The organism is Bacteroides cellulosilyticus DSM 14838 (genome assembly GCF_000158035.1).
In the GTDB taxonomy this organism is placed as follows: domain Bacteria; phylum Bacteroidota; class Bacteroidia; order Bacteroidales; family Bacteroidaceae; genus Bacteroides; species Bacteroides cellulosilyticus.
This window is the reverse complement of sequence record NZ_EQ973491.1, coordinates 777,790-796,684: the sequence shown is the minus strand read 5'-3', so window position 1 is coordinate 796,684 and position 18,895 is coordinate 777,790. Positions and strand designations below refer to the sequence as shown.

At 42.3% G+C, this 18,895-nt stretch carries 10 protein-coding genes; 7 read left to right on the top strand and 3 right to left on the bottom strand.

Annotated features, from left to right (window positions below; all coding sequences use genetic code 11):
• The 6 genes from BACCELL_RS15285 to BACCELL_RS15260 all read left to right on the top strand — a co-directional run.
• Window positions 1-973, top strand: a 973-nt coding sequence (locus BACCELL_RS15285) for a RagB/SusD family nutrient uptake outer membrane protein (RefSeq protein WP_007212780.1), incomplete at its 5' end; no start/stop codon positions are given.
• Window positions 974-1,185: 212 nt separating this feature from the next.
• Window positions 1,186-2,268, top strand: coding sequence for a glycoside hydrolase family 26 protein (locus BACCELL_RS15280; protein ID WP_007212779.1), 1,083 nt, complete (start codon window positions 1,186-1,188; stop codon window positions 2,266-2,268).
• Window positions 2,269-2,304: 36 nt separating this feature from the next.
• Window positions 2,305-3,591 (top strand): MFS transporter, encoded by a 1,287-nt coding sequence (locus BACCELL_RS15275; protein WP_007212778.1) that lies wholly within the window; start codon window positions 2,305-2,307, stop codon window positions 3,589-3,591.
• 4 nt (window positions 3,592-3,595) lie between these two features.
• Complete coding sequence (locus tag BACCELL_RS15270) at window positions 3,596-5,188, top strand: glycoside hydrolase family 43 protein (RefSeq protein ID WP_007212777.1); 1,593 nt, start codon at window positions 3,596-3,598, stop codon at window positions 5,186-5,188.
• Window positions 5,189-5,206: 18 nt separating this feature from the next.
• Complete coding sequence (locus BACCELL_RS15265; protein WP_007212776.1) at window positions 5,207-6,265, top strand: glycoside hydrolase family 26 protein; 1,059 nt, start codon at window positions 5,207-5,209, stop codon at window positions 6,263-6,265.
• A gap of 30 nt (window positions 6,266-6,295) precedes the next feature.
• A complete protein-coding gene (locus tag BACCELL_RS15260) occupies window positions 6,296-9,190 on the top strand; it encodes a ligand-binding sensor domain-containing protein (protein ID WP_044153911.1) in 2,895 nt (964 codons plus the stop codon).
• On the opposite strand, the gene BACCELL_RS15255 is transcribed toward BACCELL_RS15260, so the two are convergent.
• Window positions 9,187-9,969 carry an alpha/beta hydrolase gene (locus tag BACCELL_RS15255; protein WP_007212774.1) on the bottom strand — a complete coding sequence of 261 codons (783 nt, stop codon included), beginning with the start codon at window positions 9,967-9,969 and terminating at the stop codon, window positions 9,187-9,189. The two genes, BACCELL_RS15260 and BACCELL_RS15255, sit on opposite strands and share 4 nt — an antisense overlap.
• Before the next feature lie 176 nt (window positions 9,970-10,145).
• Here BACCELL_RS15255 and BACCELL_RS15250 point away from each other — a divergent pair, with 176 nt between their 5' ends.
• A complete protein-coding gene (locus BACCELL_RS15250) occupies window positions 10,146-14,258 on the top strand; it encodes a hybrid sensor histidine kinase/response regulator transcription factor (RefSeq protein ID WP_007212773.1) in 4,113 nt (1,370 codons plus the stop codon).
• A 103-nt stretch (window positions 14,259-14,361) separates the two neighbouring features.
• Here BACCELL_RS15250 and BACCELL_RS15245 read toward each other — a convergent pair whose 3' ends face one another.
• Window positions 14,362-15,615: a family 8 glycosyl hydrolase gene (locus BACCELL_RS15245; protein WP_007212772.1), complete on the bottom strand. Its 1,254-nt coding sequence runs from the start codon at window positions 15,613-15,615 to the stop codon at window positions 14,362-14,364.
• 41 nt (window positions 15,616-15,656) lie between these two features.
• On the bottom strand, window positions 15,657-18,881 hold the full coding sequence (locus tag BACCELL_RS15240) for a glycosyl hydrolase family 95 catalytic domain-containing protein (protein WP_236100724.1): 3,225 nt from the start codon (window positions 18,879-18,881) through the stop codon (window positions 15,657-15,659).
• Window positions 18,882-18,895 lie beyond the last annotated feature (14 nt).

Genomic DNA, 18,895 nt, shown 5'->3' with positions numbered 1-18,895 from the left:
CAATGCCTCCAACTCTAAAGAGCGTTGGGAAGATGCTGCCAAAGCCGCACAAGCTGTCATGACTCTGGGAGTGTATCATCTTTACCGCAACGGTGAATATGCCTACGGTTCTTTATTCTTCGACAAATCGAATGCCAACACGGAGATTATCTTTGAGCGCCGCTTCCAATTCCCGGAAATTACGCATAACATCCACATGCAATGGAGTCTTGACCCTGCCGATGCCGACCGCGGTTCCTGGAACGGTTTATATCCCACCCAGAACTTAGCTGATGCTTATGAAACCACAGACGGTAAATTGATAACCGATCCTACATCTATTTACAATCCACAGGACCCATACGCCAACCGTGACAAACGTTTCTATCAGACTTTGCTTTATCATGGAAGTTACTGGGAAGGAAGTCAGTTGCTTATGCATCGCCATCTGCAAAACCCGGATTGGAGTGGCAACTGCCTGCCTAACGATTACCGTGCACGCTGCGGGTATGGACTTCGCAAAATGATGCAGGAATATGATGGAGCATCTGCCGACTTATACTCCGGAGCCTTTGCACAGGATAACAACTGGCCTTATTTCCGCTATGCAGAAGTGTTACTGAACTATGCCGAAGCGCAGAATGAGGCATTGGCTGCACCGGATAAGAGTGTGTACGATGCCATCAACGAGGTTCGCGACCGTGCAGGCCAGCCGGGATTACCGGAAGGTTTATCCAAAGACGAAATGCGTATCCGTATTCACAATGAGCGCCGCGTAGAGTTGTGTCTGGAAGAACACCGTTTCTTCGACTTGCGTCGCTGGAAAGAAGCAGCGACTCTACGGGCACCCATCAAGGGAATGACGGTTGAGTTTGACGGAAACAATAATAACTATAAAATAGTAACCATTGAGGAACGGGTATTCAATGAAAACAATTACTATCTACCCATTCCTCACAGTGAAACAGAGAAGAATCCGAATTTGAGGCAATAATGGGATGAATTCAACGTGGTGCGGTAATGAGCTATATTCCCATTAGGACTGAACATACTTCCCACTACGACTGAAGCCATTTCCCACTACGACTAATCTTAGTGGAACACTAAGTGCACTATCACACAAGAAGTTACGTTCTTCAGTTCACTCCTATATAACGCATATCGGTATAGTAATGAATATAATGAAACTATAAACTCATATCAATCATGAAATCAATATTAAAGTATATCATACTTCCCCTCCTTTTCACCTCCTGCATCGGATGTGAGAATAAAGAGCACGATACCCCCGCCCCGGAACCTAACGGGCGGGAACTCTCCAAATACGAACCTGAAGACGGCAAATGCTTTGTCTTCATCGGCCAGGATTTAGGAGCAGTAGGCGGACTGGAACAGTACAATGAAGGTTATTGCGATCATTTCCAGACTCCGGCAGGAATAACCGTTTACTTGGGACTGGGCGGTAGCAACACCGATAAAGTATCCGGTCTTTATGATATCGACAATTGGGGTTCAGGTGATTGTTGTGCCAACTTATACCCTCAATCGGAACGTTTCAACAACTCAATGATCGCCGTAGGGCTTGCCATTGTGGGAAATGAAACGGAAATAGCATCCGGCAAATACGACCGGAAGCTGGATATAATAAGTGAATGGTTCAAGAAGCTTGCTCCCCGTCCCGTCTTTCTGCGTATCGGCTATGAATTCGACGGTACAGACTGGAATCATTATGTACCCGAAACGTATATCCCCGCCTACAAGCACATCAAAGATCATTTTGATGCGGCAGGCATCCGCAACGTAGCTTATGTATGGCAATCCAAAGGAGATGGTACTCCTCTGTCCGATATGCAGAAATGGTATCCGGGAGATGAATATGTGGACTGGTGTGCCTACTCTTATTTCGGGCAGCCGGATCAGGTAATGATCGAATTTGCCCGGATGAAAGGCAAACCGGTATTCATAGCCGAATCGACTCCCGTCTTCCAGAAGGGACAGACTTACTTCGATGCGGATATCAAAAAGCCTGAGATAGCCCGGAAGATATGGGATGAGTGGTTCACCAAATTCTTCAGTGTTATCGAAAAAAACAGCGATGTAGTTAAAGCTTTCTCTTACATCAATGTGGAATGGCTCTCACAACCGATGTGGATAGTAAATGTAACCTTCCAGCAATGTGACTCACGTATTCAGCAAAGTGAATATGTAAGCAACCACTGGAAAGAGAAAGTTTCGGGCAATGGCTATATACATGCCGCGGAATTGGATTGGAGTAAACTGCCCCAATAAACACGCTGTAATTATTTACCCTGAATAAATCAATCAATGGATAAAAGAAACAATGCATATCTGTACATCACCTGCTTCATCGTCTCGATAGGTGGTCTGCTGCTGGGCATATCGGCCAATGTATCGGGAGCAAGCATGTACTTCGGCGACTTTTTCGGTCTGCAATCCGGCTCCTTTCAGGAAGGGCTGGCTGTAAGCATCACCATGCTGGCAACCTTCATCGGTAACTTCTTTGCCGGAAATGTCAGCGAAAGAATCGGACGAAAGAAATCACTCATTCTGGCAGCACTGCTCTTTTGCTTCTGCACATTGGGCAGTGCACTCAGTCAGACGTATCTGTTTTTTCTGATAAGCCGCTTCATCGGTGGACTGGGTATAGGAATCTCACTGCTGGTAGTCCCCATGTACATTGCGGAACTTGCACCTTCCGATAAGCGGGGTTTTCTCGTATCGTTCAACCAACTGAACATCGGAGTAGGTTATCTGGTGGCTTACGCTTCCAATACGTTGGTGAATGGCTGGTTCGACAGTCCGGAACTGAAATGGCGCTGGATGCTCGGATTGGGTACTTTGTTCCCGATTATCTACCTAATCGGATTAACATTCGTACCGGAAAGTCCGGTATGGACCGAAAACCGGAGCCAACGGAAAGACAAGGAAAAGACTGCCCTCTCCTATCAGGAACAGGGACGCAGATTGTTTAAACGCCCGATGCGGCTGATACTGTTTATTGCTTTCAGTGTCGCCTTCTTCCAGATGGCATGCGGAATCAATGCGGTATTATTCTATGCACCCAAGGTGTTCGACATGGCGGGTTTCACCCCCGACAGCTCTTTCCTTCAATCCAACCTTATCGGGATATGTATGGTGGTTATGACCCTTGCATCCATGACATTGATTGACCGGCTCGGACGAAAACCTCTGCTGATTATCGGTTCGTGTATCATGATAGCCTCACTGCTGACTGTATCTGCCACGTTTTATATGTCGGGGTCCCCCGTCATTATCCTGATCGGACTGCTCTGCATGATAGTCGGCTTCTCTATTTCACTAGGTCCGATTACATGGATATTGCTGTCTGAGATATTCCCGTATCATGTAAAAGGATTGGGTATATCGCTTGCAGGTGTCTTCAATGGAATTATCAGTTTCGCCGTCACCACTTTGTTCCCGGTCGAGATAGAACATCTGGGTGCAGGCAATACCTTTATGATTTATGCTATCATCATGGTATTCTGCCTGATCTCCGTCAGTCTGCTCTACCCCGAAACAAAGGGACGCAACATGGAAGAACTGGAAAAAGAACTCATAAAAACAACTTAGCACCATGAATATGATTACAAACCCTATTCTGACCGGATTTAATCCGGATCCGTCTATCTGCCGCGTAGGAGATGATTTCTACATAGCCACCTCCACTTTTGACTGGTTTCCGGGTGTACAGATACACCACTCCCGTGACTTGGTTCACTGGCATTTACTAACCCGGCCACTCACCCGCGTGTCTCAACTCAATATGAAAGGAAATCCCGACTCCTGCGGAGTCTGGGCACCCAATCTGACCTACAAGGACGGAACGTTTTATCTGGTCTACACAGATGTCAAGCGCTTCGACGGCAGATGGAAAGATACGCACAACTATCTTGTGACGGCAACCGAGATAGACGGTGAATGGTCTGATCCCATCTATCTGAACAGTAGCGGGTTTGATCCTTCGTTGTTCCATGACGAGGACGGACGCGCCTGGGTTCCCAATCTGCTTGTAGATCACCGGAAAGGAAAATTCTTCGGTGGAATTGTCTTGCAGGAATATTCTTACCGGGAGCGCCGGCTTATCGGAGAGGTTTATTACATCTTCCCCGGCACTGGATTGGGAGTTACGGAAGGTCCCGTACTCTTCAAACGCAACGGTTGGTATTATCTGATAACAGCCGAAGGTGGAACGGAATATAATCATGCCGTAACTCTGGCACGATCCCGGCAGATTACCGGTCCCTACGAAGTACATCCTACGAATCCGGTACTGACTTCTGCTCACAATCCGGATTTGTATCTCCAAAAGGCAGGTCACGGCTCGGTAGTATCTACTCCCGATGGCAGATGGTACTTGACCCACCTTGCAGGGCGACCATTAACGACCCGTGGCAGATGTACCCTGGGGCGCGAAACATGCCTGCAAGAAGTAGTGTGGCACGAAGATGGCTGGCTGTATCTGAAAAGCGGAGGTAATGAACCGCAGGTACAAATTGAAGCTCCCGACTTGCCAGTCTGCCGTTGGGAGGCTTTACCGGAACGATGTGATTTTGAAGACGAGACTATGCCTATCGACTTCCAGTCACTCCGTGTACCGATGGATGAAACCTGGGTATCACTCAGGAAACGGAGTGGATTCCTGAGTATTAAAGGTAGGGAATCACTTTGTTCCACCCATCACCAAAGCATGATAGCCAGGCGACAACAAGACTTCAACTTTACAGCTACCACCCGACTGGAATTTCAACCGGATACTTTCCAGCAAATGGCAGGACTGGCTTATTACTACAATACAAGGCACTTTTACTATCTCTTCATGTCGTGGGAAGAATCTCTCAACAGCTATGTGCTGAATATATTCGTCAATGATGATAATCGCTGGAGTGAGCCGTTACCGGAATATATCCGGCTGGAAAAGGGAGAAGTATGGCTGCGGGCAACCGTTCAGAGAGAAAAGTTGAACTTCAGTTATTCCATCGACGGGGATACATGGCAGGAAATAGGGGGTACATTGGATGCTTCCATTATATCTGATGATTACGTTTGCAACAAGTTTGAATACAAAGCCGCCTTTACCGGAGCTTTCATCGGTATGTGCTGCCAGGATGTATCAGGACGGGGCAAATGGGCCTATTTTGACAGCTTTGAATACAAACCTTTATTGTAAACTCTATTAATTTGCTATATGAAAAAGCTATTTTATCTCGCTATAGTTCTTTGTGCTATAGCTTGTACAAACAAGAAGTCTTCCGTAAACTATGCCAAGTTCGAGCCGGAAGACGGCAAGTGCCTGGTTTTCATCGGTCAGGATATGGAAGCAATAGGCGGTATAGAAGGGAAAGAAGGATATGTTAACTTCTTCGGAACTCCGGCAGGTATAACCATCTATACCAACATCCGTCCGGGAGATGTATCTTACGGATATACTTACCAGGGACTTGACGGGCTTACATCGAATGCCAATTGGGGGGCAGGCAATTGCTTTGCGGACGCACAACTTGCATCTCCCCTGCTTAAAGACTGTGACGTAGCCATCGGTCTTGAATTAGTAAACCATGAAGAAAAAGTAGCCAGCGGGGAACATGACAGCTATATCATTCGCTTGGGAGAATGGATACAAAACATTGCCCCCCGAAGAGTATTTCTGCGCATCGGCTATGAATTCGACGGGCATGCCTGGAATCACTATCAACCGGAAGCTTACATTACAGCTTTCCGCCGTATCCATACCCTATTCGATTCACTGAACATATCCAATGTAGCTTATGTTTGGCAATCCACCGGAGGCAACAGCAGTATGGACGAACTTTATCAATATTACCCCGGTGATGAATATGTAGATTGGTTTGCATACAGCCAGTTTGCCCAGGGGCGTTGCCAGGCTATGATAGACCTGGCTCGCAAACATGGCAAGCCGCTCTTTATTGCGGAATCTACTCCTATGTTTCAGGAAAAAGGAGTTGTAGCTTCCGAGTTACGCCTTTCCAATCCGGAACAGGCCAATCGTGCCTGGAGTACCTGGTACAAGGAACTGTTCAATACGGTGGAGAGTAATCCGGATGTCGTGAAAGCATTTTCATACATCAATGCAGATTGGCCTTCAGAAGCAATGTGGCAAGGAGATACGGTGATTTTCAGCAAGATAGATGCACGATTACAGATCAATCCGGACATCACGGTGAAGTGGAAAGAGAAAATGAAAACGGAAAGATATATCCATGAACCGATAGCTCATATTGAATAAATTTATATTTTTGGAGCAAAAGAGGCTGAAATGAAATACACACTGACATTGTTATTACTCATCTTCTCCGTTCATATATACTCCATAAAGAACTGGTTACCTTATATCAATAACATCAGTCGTATGGAATATGGTGGGGGCACGCAGAATTGGACAATCACCCGTGACAACAACGGCTGGATTTATGCAGCCAACAACTCAGGGTTACTACAGTTCGATGGTTACTCATGGCATCTGTTCAGCAATGGCATGATTATCCGGACGGCTTACCATGACGGCAAGGAACGTATCTATGTAGGAGCATTCAATAATTTCGGTTATTTCTCGCCAGACGAAAAGGGAGCTATGCACTATCATTCCTTATCCGACAGTCTGGAAGACAAGTATCGCAATTTCAGTGATGTATGGGATATCTATTGCATAGATCATAGCATCTATTTTGTATCCTACAACCATATATTCAAACTTACGAACGATGAAATTACTGTTATCCAAAGTAAGGAACGTATGCTCTGCTCCGCCAATATAAACGGAAATTTATATGTGTTCAAGGAAAACGCGGGGGTATTTCTGCAAACCGGACAGTTATTTATACCGTTGGCAAGTACGGAAAAGATCAGTAACTACCATATCAGCGAAATACTCCCCTATCAGGATCAAAAGCTATTACTGATAACTGAATATCATGGCATTTATATCTATGACAATTCAACAACTGTTCCGCTCATCACTCAAAATGATCCGTTACTCAAATCCAGTCAGCTGTATTGCGCAGAAATAAAGGATGACAAGATTTATATCGGGACGATTAAGAGCGGACTGATTATTGCAGATATTCCTACAGGAGAGATTGAGCAATATGATATTCGGTCGGGCCTGCAAAACAATTCCGTACTGAGTCTGAACGTGACCGAAGGAGATAATATATGGTTGGGACTTGACAATGGCATCAGTTATCTGGAAACCAACAGCCCATTATCAAACCTCTATACCGGAAACCAGAATTACGGAGTAGGCTACGCGTCAATTATTCATAATGGATACATCTATTTCGGAACGAATCAGGGATTATATTATAGCCCCTGGCCTATCAAAGACATCCGCCACCTGGCTCTCCGTCCCGTAAAAAATGCCGATGGACAAGTCTGGAATCTGACCGCCATTGGAAAAACTCTGTTCTGCGGTCACAATAATGGAGCCTTTATGATTGAGGAAGGAACGGCCATCCCCCTGATAGGTGAAAATGGCTTTTGGAACTTTACACCGGTCGGAGAAAATAAATCCAAAGTGCTGGCAGGAAGCTACACCGGATTGGTTTTATTAGAAAACAAAGACACGGAGTCTGCACCTCGCTGGATATCCACACGGAAAATAAAAGGTTTTAATCTCTCGGTACGCTATGTAGAATATGATGAATCTGATGATATTTGGTGGATATTTCATGGAACAGGTCTGAGTGCCATCAAGTTGAATTCGGAATATAGTAAAGTAGTATCCTGCCAGCATTATCCGAATCAGAATAACTCTTACCAGACCAATCTGTTTAAAGACAAAGGCCGTGTTTACTTCACAACAGATTCCGGTATCTATCGTTATAACTCCATCAGGCAGGAATTCGAATTATCCGAAGAATGGAATCAGCGTATAGGTAACAGAGATTATCTTCGTGTAGTCAGCAATGAAGAAAACAGTTGTGTATGGTATATGCAGTCCGGTAAACTGAAAATCAATTATATTACTCCGCATGATTATATAACAGATTCTGTCAGTACCACCCGTTTACAAAACAATCTGATGGGTACCTTCGAAAGTATCAACAGAGTGGACTCGGCTACTTGTATTATCAGCACTCTGGATGGTTTCAGTCTTTATCGTATCACTACAGATTCATTGTCATCCCTCTCCAACAGTTACAAGTTCCTGATTAAAAAAGTAATAATCTCTTCCAGCAATGAAGAAATAGATTCTTATTTCTACAATGGCTTTCCAACTGACAAACAACATCAGACTATCCTAAGAAAATATCGGCCGGATGCTTCATATCGGTTTGAAATGAATCCGAATACTAATTCTTATGATAAAATCACTTATTCCGTTCAGCTAAAAGGGCTGGATGAACAAATGCTGGCATTGAACGCTTCAGGCATAAAAGAATATACTGGACTGAAAGAAGGAAATTATACCTTCCTTATACGTGCCTACAATCATCATACCCACCAGACGGAAGTAGAAGAAATTCATCTCAGAATTCTTCCACCCTGGTATAGAAGTATTTATGCTTACATCATGTACGTACTTCTCCTTGTTGCACTCGGATATGGAATCTATAAACTATTGAACCAGAGATTCAACAAGCAACACCAAAAACGTCTGGATGAACTGAAGGAAGAAAGCCTTAAACGGGAATTCAAACTAAAAGAGGAAGCTCTTGCACAGGAAAAGAGGATAGTTGAACTGGAAAATAACAAGCTTCAACAAGAGTTATTATTAAAGAGCCAGGAACTCTCAAATTCCATGTTCTATGTAATTCAGAAGCAGGAAATTTTCACTTTCATGCAAGACGAACTCCAGAAAATTTCTGCCTATCTGCGTAAAGAACAGACCAAAGACGCCTTGCGTAAATTGAACAGACTTCTGGAGAAAGTACATGCCAATATCGAAGACGAAGATAACTGGCAAAAGTTGGAAAATAACTTCAACATCGTACACAATAACTTTCTCAGCCGCCTGAAAGAACGTTATCCCGATCTTACATCCAGCGAATTAAAATTAGCCGCATATATCCGTATGGATTTAATCACCAAAGAAGTTGCACCACTATTCAATCTATCGGAACGGGGTATGGAATCAGCACGATACAGGCTTAGAAAGAAATTAGGTTTGTCACGGGAAGAGAGCCTGTCGAAGTTTTTGCAAAACTTCTAACAGGATTGTAAAAAGTGGCTAAAAGTATAATAAAGCAAATCCCAGTCCGCATTTCCATAAAAAAAATGAGTTGACTCTTTTAAGTGAACAAGTTGTAAGTACTTCTCCGGAATTGTTCTCTCGAAGCACTTTACACTGGAAGCACTTACCAATTCATCATCATCTGCATGAAAGACCAATGTAGGAATAGAGACCTGTGGTAGTACCTCTCTTGTTTTCTTCATCAAACAAAACAAGTCAATCATTCTCGGTGCCCAACTCAAATAAGTGAGTATGGAACAAGGAGCTACACTACTCGCCTTCAATAGAGCATGAGCAGGATCAGTTTCCGGAATTTCTTTGCAGAAGCCTACTTTCAGATTATTTCTGAGAGCTCTACCCTTAACCCTCACATATAAAGGGGTATCTATAGCTACTATGCCTATTATTTGCTCCGGACTTTCCATATAAGTAAGAAACGATAAAAGACTTCCCATAGAATGCCCAACCAAAATAATCGAATTATAGTTTTTCTTATAACGAGCTATTTCCGCATTGACATATTCCAGCCACTGCTGCCTGTTACTGCGTGCAAACTCCTCCCCTGTTCCGCCATGTCCCGGTAATAACAAAGAAGAAGCAGCAAAACCCAGTTCGGAACTTCGTTTCATTAAACCCAGAAACTGATCCGGTCCTTCCACTATGCCATGTATAAAAACAACAATAGTACTCGCACCTTCCCTTGGATAATAACACGGTTGTTCTCTCTCCATCTGCTCATTAGTTTCTCTCTTCTTCATCTTCCCATTCGTTACTTTTCAATTGACGTGGTATCTATCATTTACACCGTAATTCAAAATTAGTAAAAACATAAAAGCCCCGCAAACTCTGAATAAGAAATTCGACATATAAGTTCATATTTTAAAAGGAAATATAGCGGATATTAAGTATATTTGCAAGCATAAAATTAATAACTATGAAGACTGCATTTATTTTATGCCTATTATTTTTATGCTTATCTACCACATTTCATGGACAAGAAGGGAAAATGTTCACGGTTGATAAGGACCTATCAAGCAGTATGCTTAATAAACTATATCAAGATCGCGACGGCATAATATGGATTGCAACAGAAGATGGCTTGAATCGATATGACGGTGCAAAATTCACTGTTTATAGAAATGAGAAAGATAATCCTCACTCTCTACTAAATGACTATGTACGTACATTGTACGAAGATAAAAAAGGGCGCTTCTTCATAGGATCCTTGAACGGACTACAAATATATGATCGGGCAACAGATAGTTTTACCACCATTCCGATGTATCTTTCCAGTGGAGATCCAATAGCTCCCAATATAGCGACAATACTTGAACGCAATAATGGAGAAATACTAATAGGTACTTCAGGACATAGCATGTTTATACTGGAAACAAAGGGAGACAGCATAAATGCCAAGCAAATAAGCCAATTTATCCCCAGCAATCTAATCATATATACATACGAAGATAAAAAAGGAAATTTATGGATAGCAACAGGTGATAATGGTATCTTCCGTTTTGATAAAAACAACCAATCCAAACACTATACAGGTGACAAAGACATAGCTAAAAATACAGTTTCAAGTATGTGCGAAGACGAACAGGGCAATCTTTATATAAGTAGTCTAAAGAGAGGACTATTCATATATAATGAAAAAGCAGATACATTTACTCCTCTCACATATACTCCTAATCCTGATTTACCTATTAAAATTCTATATCCTGGGGATCAGAATGAAATATTTATCGGTACCGATGGTTCTGGAATGAAAATATATGATACTCAAAAACAAAAGATTAAGGAAGCCAATTTTAATGTCACTACATTTAATCTGAAAAAGACTAAAGTACATTCCATTCTGAAAGACAAAATAGGAAATATATGGTTAGCTTTTTTCCAAAAAGGAGTAATGATTATACCTGCTACGACAAATAAATTCAAGTATATGGGTTATAAATCTTCCGCACATAATGTAATTGGTTCCAACTGTGTCATGTCAGTATATAAAGATCACACCGGAACTCTCTGGGTAGGTACTGACAACGACGGGATCTATGCAATTGCCCCAGACAATACACTGAAAGCGCACTTTGTCCCTACAGATGCCCCACATTCTGTTCCCGCAACCATCATGAGTATCTTCGAAGATTCTAACTACAATCTGTGGATAGGCTCTTACCTTCACGGCATGGCTCGATTGGATCCCCAAACTGGTCGTTGCGAATATCTGAAGTTATCGGCACAGCCGTCTAACCTGACAGAAAACATATATTGCTTTGCAGAAGATGATAATAAAACATTGTGGATAGGAACTATGGGAGGTGGCTTATTTTACATGGATATAAATACCAGGAAAATTGTCCAATGCCCGATACTTACCAATAGCAACACCGACTGGACTAAAATTAATATGCTACACAATTCGTGGATAAATAGTCTCTTATACACAAGTGAAGGCAAGCTGTACATAGGAACTTATGACGGTTTAGGGTGTCTGGACATAAAAACCATGGATTTCATTTCTCCTTTGAGAAACAGGAGAATATTATATGGAGACGTAATCTATGCCCTTCACGAGGGTAGTGATGGAAGCATCTGGATAGGAACATCTAAAGGATTAAAACACCTCAATCCCAAAAGTCTTGATATTCGCGAATATACAATAGAAGATGGTTTGCCGAGCAATTATATATGTGCAATCAAGGAAGATGTGAATGGATATCTCTGGATCAGTACGAATTATGGAATCAGTCGGTTCAACCCCAAAAACCAAAGTTTCATTAATTTCTATGCAAGTGACGGACTGCAAGGCAATGAATTCAGCAAAGGAGCTAGCTTTGCATACCATCAAAGCGAACTTATTTTTGGAGGAACAAACGGTATCACCTATTTTAATCCAGCAGAAATAACCAACTCAAGTAAAAAACCTGAGATTCGGATCACAGACTTTTATATCCATGATAAAATGGTAAAGAAAGGGATGGAATCAGGAGGTAAAGACATTGTTACTACTGCAGTAATGGATGCTGATCATTTCCAGCTTTCCCACAAAGATAATTCTTTCAGTATAGAATTTTCAGCCATGGAGTTTTTCAGCCCGGAACGAATTACCTATATATATCGCATTAACCATACAAGTTGGATTAGTTTGCAACAAGGAATCAACCGAGTATCATTCAGCAACTTAAGTCCGGGTGACTATACATTCCAGATAAAAGCAAAAGATAATGACTCTTATTCTGATATTAAAGAAATACGTATCACCATTGACCCGGCATGGTATGCATCCGGATGGGCCAAACTAATGTATGGGATATTGCTGATAGCTATCATCTATATCATCGTCATCCAAGTACGCCATCGTTACCGTGCCCGTCAGGAGATATTAGAGCATATTCACGCAGAGCAAATCAATGAAGCCAAATTACAGTTCTTCATCAATATATCCCACGAGATACGTACCCCGATGTCTCTCATCATAAGCCCACTGCAAAAGCTTATCTCTACTGATAAAGATGGAGAACGGCAAAAAAACTATCATACTATTTATAGGAATGCTGAACGTATTCTTCGCCTGGTTAACCAGCTGATGGATATTCGGAAAATCGATAAAGGGCAAATGTCACTGAAATTTCAAGAGATTGACATTGTGGGTTTCATCCGGGATTTATACTACACCTTCGAATATCAGGCAAATGCCAAACATATCACTCTTTGTTTTCAAACAGAGATGGAAAACTTACAGGCATGGATAGATCCTAAGAATTTTGATAAAGTTATCCTAAACATTATTTCCAATGCATTCAAATTTACACCGGAAAACGGAAAAATCAATATTTATCTCCGTACCGGTAAAGATATGAATGCTCCCTGCCCTTTACAGCATTATTTTGAAATAATAATAGAAGATAGCGGCATCGGAATTGACCCCGCAGAGATAGGAAGAATTTTTGAGCGTTTCTATCAAATCCGTAACAGCCACAATAACTCTAATGTAGGTACTGGTATCGGATTGCATCTAAGTCGTTCATTAATAGAATTACATCACGGTACAATAGAAGCAGAAAATAATGAGGGGAAACCAGGCTCCCGCTTTATTATACGATTGCCTTTAGGCAAGGAACATCTGAACGCTGAAGAAATAGATAATAACCCGACTGACAATAATTCTCCCGTACATATCACAACTGCCCTACCCACTTCTCCAGTTGATGAAGAAGACGAAAAAATACGTTCCAGAACAAAGAATCGTGTCCTGGTAGTAGAAGATGATGAAGAAATACGAAAATACATCTGTCGCGAATTGGCAAGTGATTTCCACATGAGCGAGTGTACTAATGGAAAAGAAGCACTTGCTATGATTCTAAAAAAAGAACCTGATCTGATTATCAGTGATATCATGATGCCTGAAATGGATGGATTGACACTTTGCAAAAAAATAAAGCAGAACGTAACCATCAACCATATACCAATTATCCTCTTGACGGCCAAATCAAGGGAGGAAGATAATCTGGAAGGTTTAAACATGGGAGCAGATGCATATATAGTGAAACCATTCAGTATTGAAATACTGAGAAAAACGGCTATCAACCTCATCAAGAGCAGAGAAGTATTGCGTAATAGTTTCAGCGGTAGTCAGATGCAAGAACAGAAGTTGAAGAAACTAAAAGTCCAATCACCTGACGACAGGCTGCTTAATAAAGTGATGAAAGTTATTAATGACAATCTCGGTAATCCTGACTTGAATGTTGAAATGATAGCAACTGAAGTAGGTATCAGTCGCGTACATTTGCACCGTAAGCTAAAAGAGCTAACTAACCAGTCAACCCGCGACTTAATACGCAATGTTCGTCTGAAACAAGCGGCATCATTATTAGCAAACCAATATCATAACATTACTGAAGTCGCTAGCCTTACAGGTTTTACTAATATTGCATATTTTTCTACCGCTTTTAAAGAATTATACGGAGTACCCCCCACCTCCTATATGGAAGAACAGCAAAAGTCTTCTTTTTCTGACGGTGACAAGATTGAGCAACAGAACTAAACAAAACAAAAAGAAAGCCAACTAATTCATGACAATTAGCTGGCTTTCTTTATTATATCAATATATTACGCTTATACTACTTTTACACTTTCCATTCACCAAACTACTTGATAATCCGGAAGTTTCCACTGACATGCAGCATAGACATCATATATACCATACCGCTATAGTAACGGAATTTCCCCGTAGGTAATGGTTCATCCCACAATTTCTGTATACATTCTTTCGCCAGATCCTTGTCATTCAGAGCAAAGGCTCCTACAGCATTTGCACCGATCATACCTGTTGAATAATTACCGGCAGGTGCTGAACCATCCACATTAAAATATTCGTGCGTAAAATTATCTTGCTTGAAAAAGTTAAGCAATCGACTCATCATCTCTGTCTGGTTAGCAGCATCTTTCCCAAACCAATAATAATCCATACCAACATTCATGGCACAACGGAGAGCATCAAACTGGTATCTTCTTGTATCATACCCCCAATTCTTAGTTTTCCAAGGAGTGCCATCGAATGCAGAATAATCAGGAAACAATCCCGTCTTTTTATGCGATGCATCAGCCAACAAGCGACGGGCTGCATCAGGCGTTTGCTTCCAGAATTCCTTATTAGTGTCAGACCACAAAGCCCAAAGTTCAAAGAAAGCAGGCAGATTATAAGAAGGGTCCGTATAGTTATAATAGACCTTTTCCGGTACAAATGTAACGAGTTTACTCTCAGTATTGAACAGGTTATAAACGCCTTGGGAACCATCTTTAGACATAACATCTTTCAAGATTTTCTGAGCTTCCTGATTATAGTCATATGCTCCGCCATTCCCCCAACGGTGAGAAGCAAAGAATAAAGAAGTTATAAAATAAATTTCACCATCAGAAGCGCAACTCGGCTCCTTACCTATTTTAACGCCATGAGGTGTACAGTGCCAGGCATAATATCCCGACCATTTGCCCGAAGTATATAGCATGTATTTCTTGGCCCACCGCCATAACTTATCGAATTCCGCCTGCTTATCCAACTGTACACATATCATCATTCCATAGGACATTCCTTCTGTACGTACATCCTGATTCCCTGTATCATAAATATAGGCAGTATTGTCATCACTCTCATAGTAAACCTTTGTTTTTTCATTCACAAAGAAATGATTCCAGATTTGCTCCATTTTCCGGTCGGTTTGTTGCTGAGAAATACCTAAATACTCATTAAACAAATTCCGATAGTTATCAGTATAGTAAGCTCCTGCAGGAATCGGGTCCCCACTGCTGTTTTCCTGAACAGGATGAGCCTGAACTCCAAGTGAACAAAAGCCGGAAAGTATCAGGCTGACACTAACCGCAAATAAAGTCGTAAGTTTCATCACTCCAAGGTTTTGTCACAATTAATAGACTGCTAATATCATTACATACTACGCTCCAGCGAATAGTCTTCTCCTGGCTGGGTAACAATGTCATATTCGTAAGTACGATAAAGGACCGGCACCTGAGGATTTATCAGTTTTGAAACTACCGGTTCTTTTATAACTGCCGATGCATAAAGAGGATTCGGGCAAGCACCGTCTGCCACTTTCACTCCTTTTCCCTTTAAAGGAACATAAGAACGGATACGTAGTACCCCGCCCAAACGAGAATGTATCTTCGCCTTTTTCAGTTGAACGCCATCCCATTCCATATCCACCACAAAACCACCACGGGCAACAAGGCCTTTCACACTTCCTTTTTTCCATGCTTCAGGCAGTGCAGGCAATAAGTGTACTGCACCATCATGGCTTTGCAACAACATTTCTGCAACTCCTGCCGTATAACCAAAGTTTCCATCGATCTGGAAAGGTGGATGGGCATCAAATAAATTAGGATAAGTACGTCCCTCAGGATATTCTTTTTGAACTTTATCATTAGGCAAAAGATGAAGCATATTCTGTATAATCTTATAAGCATGATTGCCATCCAACATACGCGCCCAGAAATTAATCTTCCACCCAATGCTCCAACCGGTAGCCATATCTCCACGCTGTATCAAAGTATTCCGGGCAGCTTGAAATAACTCCGGATTTGTAGTCGGAGAAATCTGATTACTGGGATATAAGCCATATAAGTGCGAAATATGCCGATGGTCATCCAGCGGATTATCAGCATCAATTAACCATTCCTGCAATTGGTTATGTTTCCCAATCTGCATTGGCGGCAACTTACTCAGCATTACCTGCAAAGAATCCTCATACTGTTTATCTCCACCCAAGATACGACTGGCCTGAAGTGTATTGTACAAAGCATCAAAAGCAATCTGATTATCCATTGTACAACCTGCCGTAATCGTTGTTTGTGAACCCCGATAACCATGTTCAGGAGACATGGAAGGTACTGTAACCATCCATTTATACTTCGGATGTTCCACTAAATGACTTAAATAAAAATCAGCAGTTCCCTTCAACAGCGGATAATACTTCCTTAGAAACTCTTTGTCACCGGTAAACAGATAATGCTGCCACAGATGCTGTGCCAGCCAGGCACCTCCATTAGGCCACATGCCGAAGTATGCAGCATCCACCGGTCCGCAGGCACGCCATATATCCGTATTATGATGTGCCACCCAACCTTTAGCATCATAAAGAACTTTAGCAGTCTCACTGCCTGTAACTGCCAAGTCAGTCACCATATCAAAGAGAGGTTCATGTGTCTCACTCAAATTGGTCACTTCAGCAGGCCAATAATTCATCTCCGCATTGATATTAACCGTATATTTACTATCCCAGGGAGCATATGGACTATGATTCCAAATACCTTGAAGATTGGCAGGCTGACCACCGGGTTGCGAAGAAGAAATCAGCAGATAACGACCATATTGGAACATCAAAGCTGCCATCGCCATATCATTCCCTTCCATAAAACGTTGCACACGGACAGGTGTCTCCAAAGCGGAAACTCCGGTACTTTCTAAAGTCAAGGACACACGGTCATATTGCTTGCGATAAGAGGCGATATGACTCTTCAAAGCCTGTTCGTAAGGAATGCGGGTGGCTTTCTGCAAATAAGTAGCTGCACGTTTTGACTCGTTCGCACTGACATCATGATAATTCACAAAATTAGTAGCTGCTGAAATGTACAAGGTAGCTTCAGTAGCCCCATTCACGGCAAGTGTGCTTTCTTCCTTACTCACTTTACCATCTGTTCTCACCTGTACTTGACATTCGGCACGCATAGCAGCAGGAATTCCTTCATGTTCAGCTCCCTGACAAGAGATAATCAGCTTACCCCCCTTTACTTGTACATCTGATTTCAGCGGACTGCTGTATGATACAGCAAAATTCAAGGCCTTTGCTTTATCCGCCTGAATACGTACAATAATCACATCATCACTCAAAGAGGCAAATGCCGTACGGACAAACTTCACTCCATCCACTTCATAACGTGTTGTAGCAGTAGCATTCTCCAGATTCAGATCCCGATAATATTCAGAAGGATTTTCATGCCCGGGGAAATTCAGGAAAAGACTTCCCAGCGTCAAATAACGCATACCATGCTGAGGCGTCATATAATTCTCATCAATGAGTTTCTGCGCCTCCAAAGTTTTGCCTTCAAAAATAAGGCGACGTATTTCAGGTAATACCTGCAACCCTTTAGGATTATTATTATTGTACGGTCCACCAGCCCAGAACGTCTCTTCATTGAGTTGCAATTCTTCACGGGCAGTTCCGCCAAATACCATAGCCCCCAAACGGGAATTACCTAATGGCAAGGCTTCCAACCAATCTTGTGCCGGACGATTATACCATAACTTCATATTCTGAGCAGACGTCCAATCTCCATATCCTAAAATAGAAAGCATTTTAGCAGCATAGCGAGCTCCTAGCATCCGATATCCTTCAGCTGTAAAATGAAGATTATCGAATGCAGCCGGACAACCGGCAGAAGATATCACGTGTGCAGTAGGAATCACCTGTGGCAAGCTGTCGATGATTGTATTCATGCTGGCACAAACGCCATTCTGATCTGCATGTACCACCTCACCTGCCAGCAAAGGCACATTAGCGGCAGATAATCCTAAATCGTTCAAAAGATTATCATACACTCCCTTTACTTTTAAGGGCCAGTCTTTATCATTTGTATTCGACTCTCCCTGATGTAACAGAATACCTTTAATCACTCCGTCTTTTTGAGCAAGCTTTGCCATCTCAACCAAACGCGCATAAGGATTGCCGCCATATTCCTTTACCATATTCTTCAGCCAGTCCGGAGAAGTTTCTACATAGGATTGATAGTTATCCTTGTCAAACAGTTCTATCCTACAACCGCCTACGGCAACATTGATAATTCCTACCCGCACATTAGATGGAAGATTAGCCACCATAGCCCGGCCGAAATAATCTCCCGGGGTCAAGCCCGTATAGCAACGAGCCAAAGGAGGAACCGCCTTATACCAATTCCCTTTGGTCCTCCCCAAATTAGGACAATCGACAGCCGCTAATACCTGAAAGCGACTGTCAACTGCCACTGTATCCTGTTCTTCTACCTTTGCATTTCCTTCCATGTTCGATTGTCCCAAACACAGATAGATATGGAAATTCGCGTCCTGTGCAAATGTCGTCATGCCTAAAAGAAGCAAGCATGTAAATACAAATGTTCTCATAATCTGTCTATTAT

What these genes read in the sequence shown, in the direction of transcription:
- BACCELL_RS15280 (WP_007212779.1), top strand. Translation starts at nt 1,186, where the DNA reads ATGAAATCAATATTAAAGTATATCATACTTCCCCTCCTTTTCACCTCC.
- BACCELL_RS15275 (WP_007212778.1), top strand. Translation starts at nt 2,305, where the DNA reads ATGGATAAAAGAAACAATGCATATCTGTACATCACCTGCTTCATCGTC.
- BACCELL_RS15270 (WP_007212777.1), top strand. Translation starts at nt 3,596, where the DNA reads ATGAATATGATTACAAACCCTATTCTGACCGGATTTAATCCGGATCCG.
- BACCELL_RS15265 (WP_007212776.1), top strand. Translation starts at nt 5,207, where the DNA reads ATGAAAAAGCTATTTTATCTCGCTATAGTTCTTTGTGCTATAGCTTGT.
- BACCELL_RS15260 (WP_044153911.1), top strand. Translation starts at nt 6,296, where the DNA reads ATGAAATACACACTGACATTGTTATTACTCATCTTCTCCGTTCATATA.
- BACCELL_RS15255 (WP_007212774.1), bottom strand. Translation starts at nt 9,969, where the DNA reads ATGAAGAAGAGAGAAACTAATGAGCAGATGGAGAGAGAACAACCGTGT.
- BACCELL_RS15250 (WP_007212773.1), top strand. Translation starts at nt 10,146, where the DNA reads ATGAAGACTGCATTTATTTTATGCCTATTATTTTTATGCTTATCTACC.
- BACCELL_RS15245 (WP_007212772.1), bottom strand. Translation starts at nt 15,615, where the DNA reads ATGAAACTTACGACTTTATTTGCGGTTAGTGTCAGCCTGATACTTTCC.
- BACCELL_RS15240 (WP_236100724.1), bottom strand. Translation starts at nt 18,881, where the DNA reads ATGAGAACATTTGTATTTACATGCTTGCTTCTTTTAGGCATGACGACA.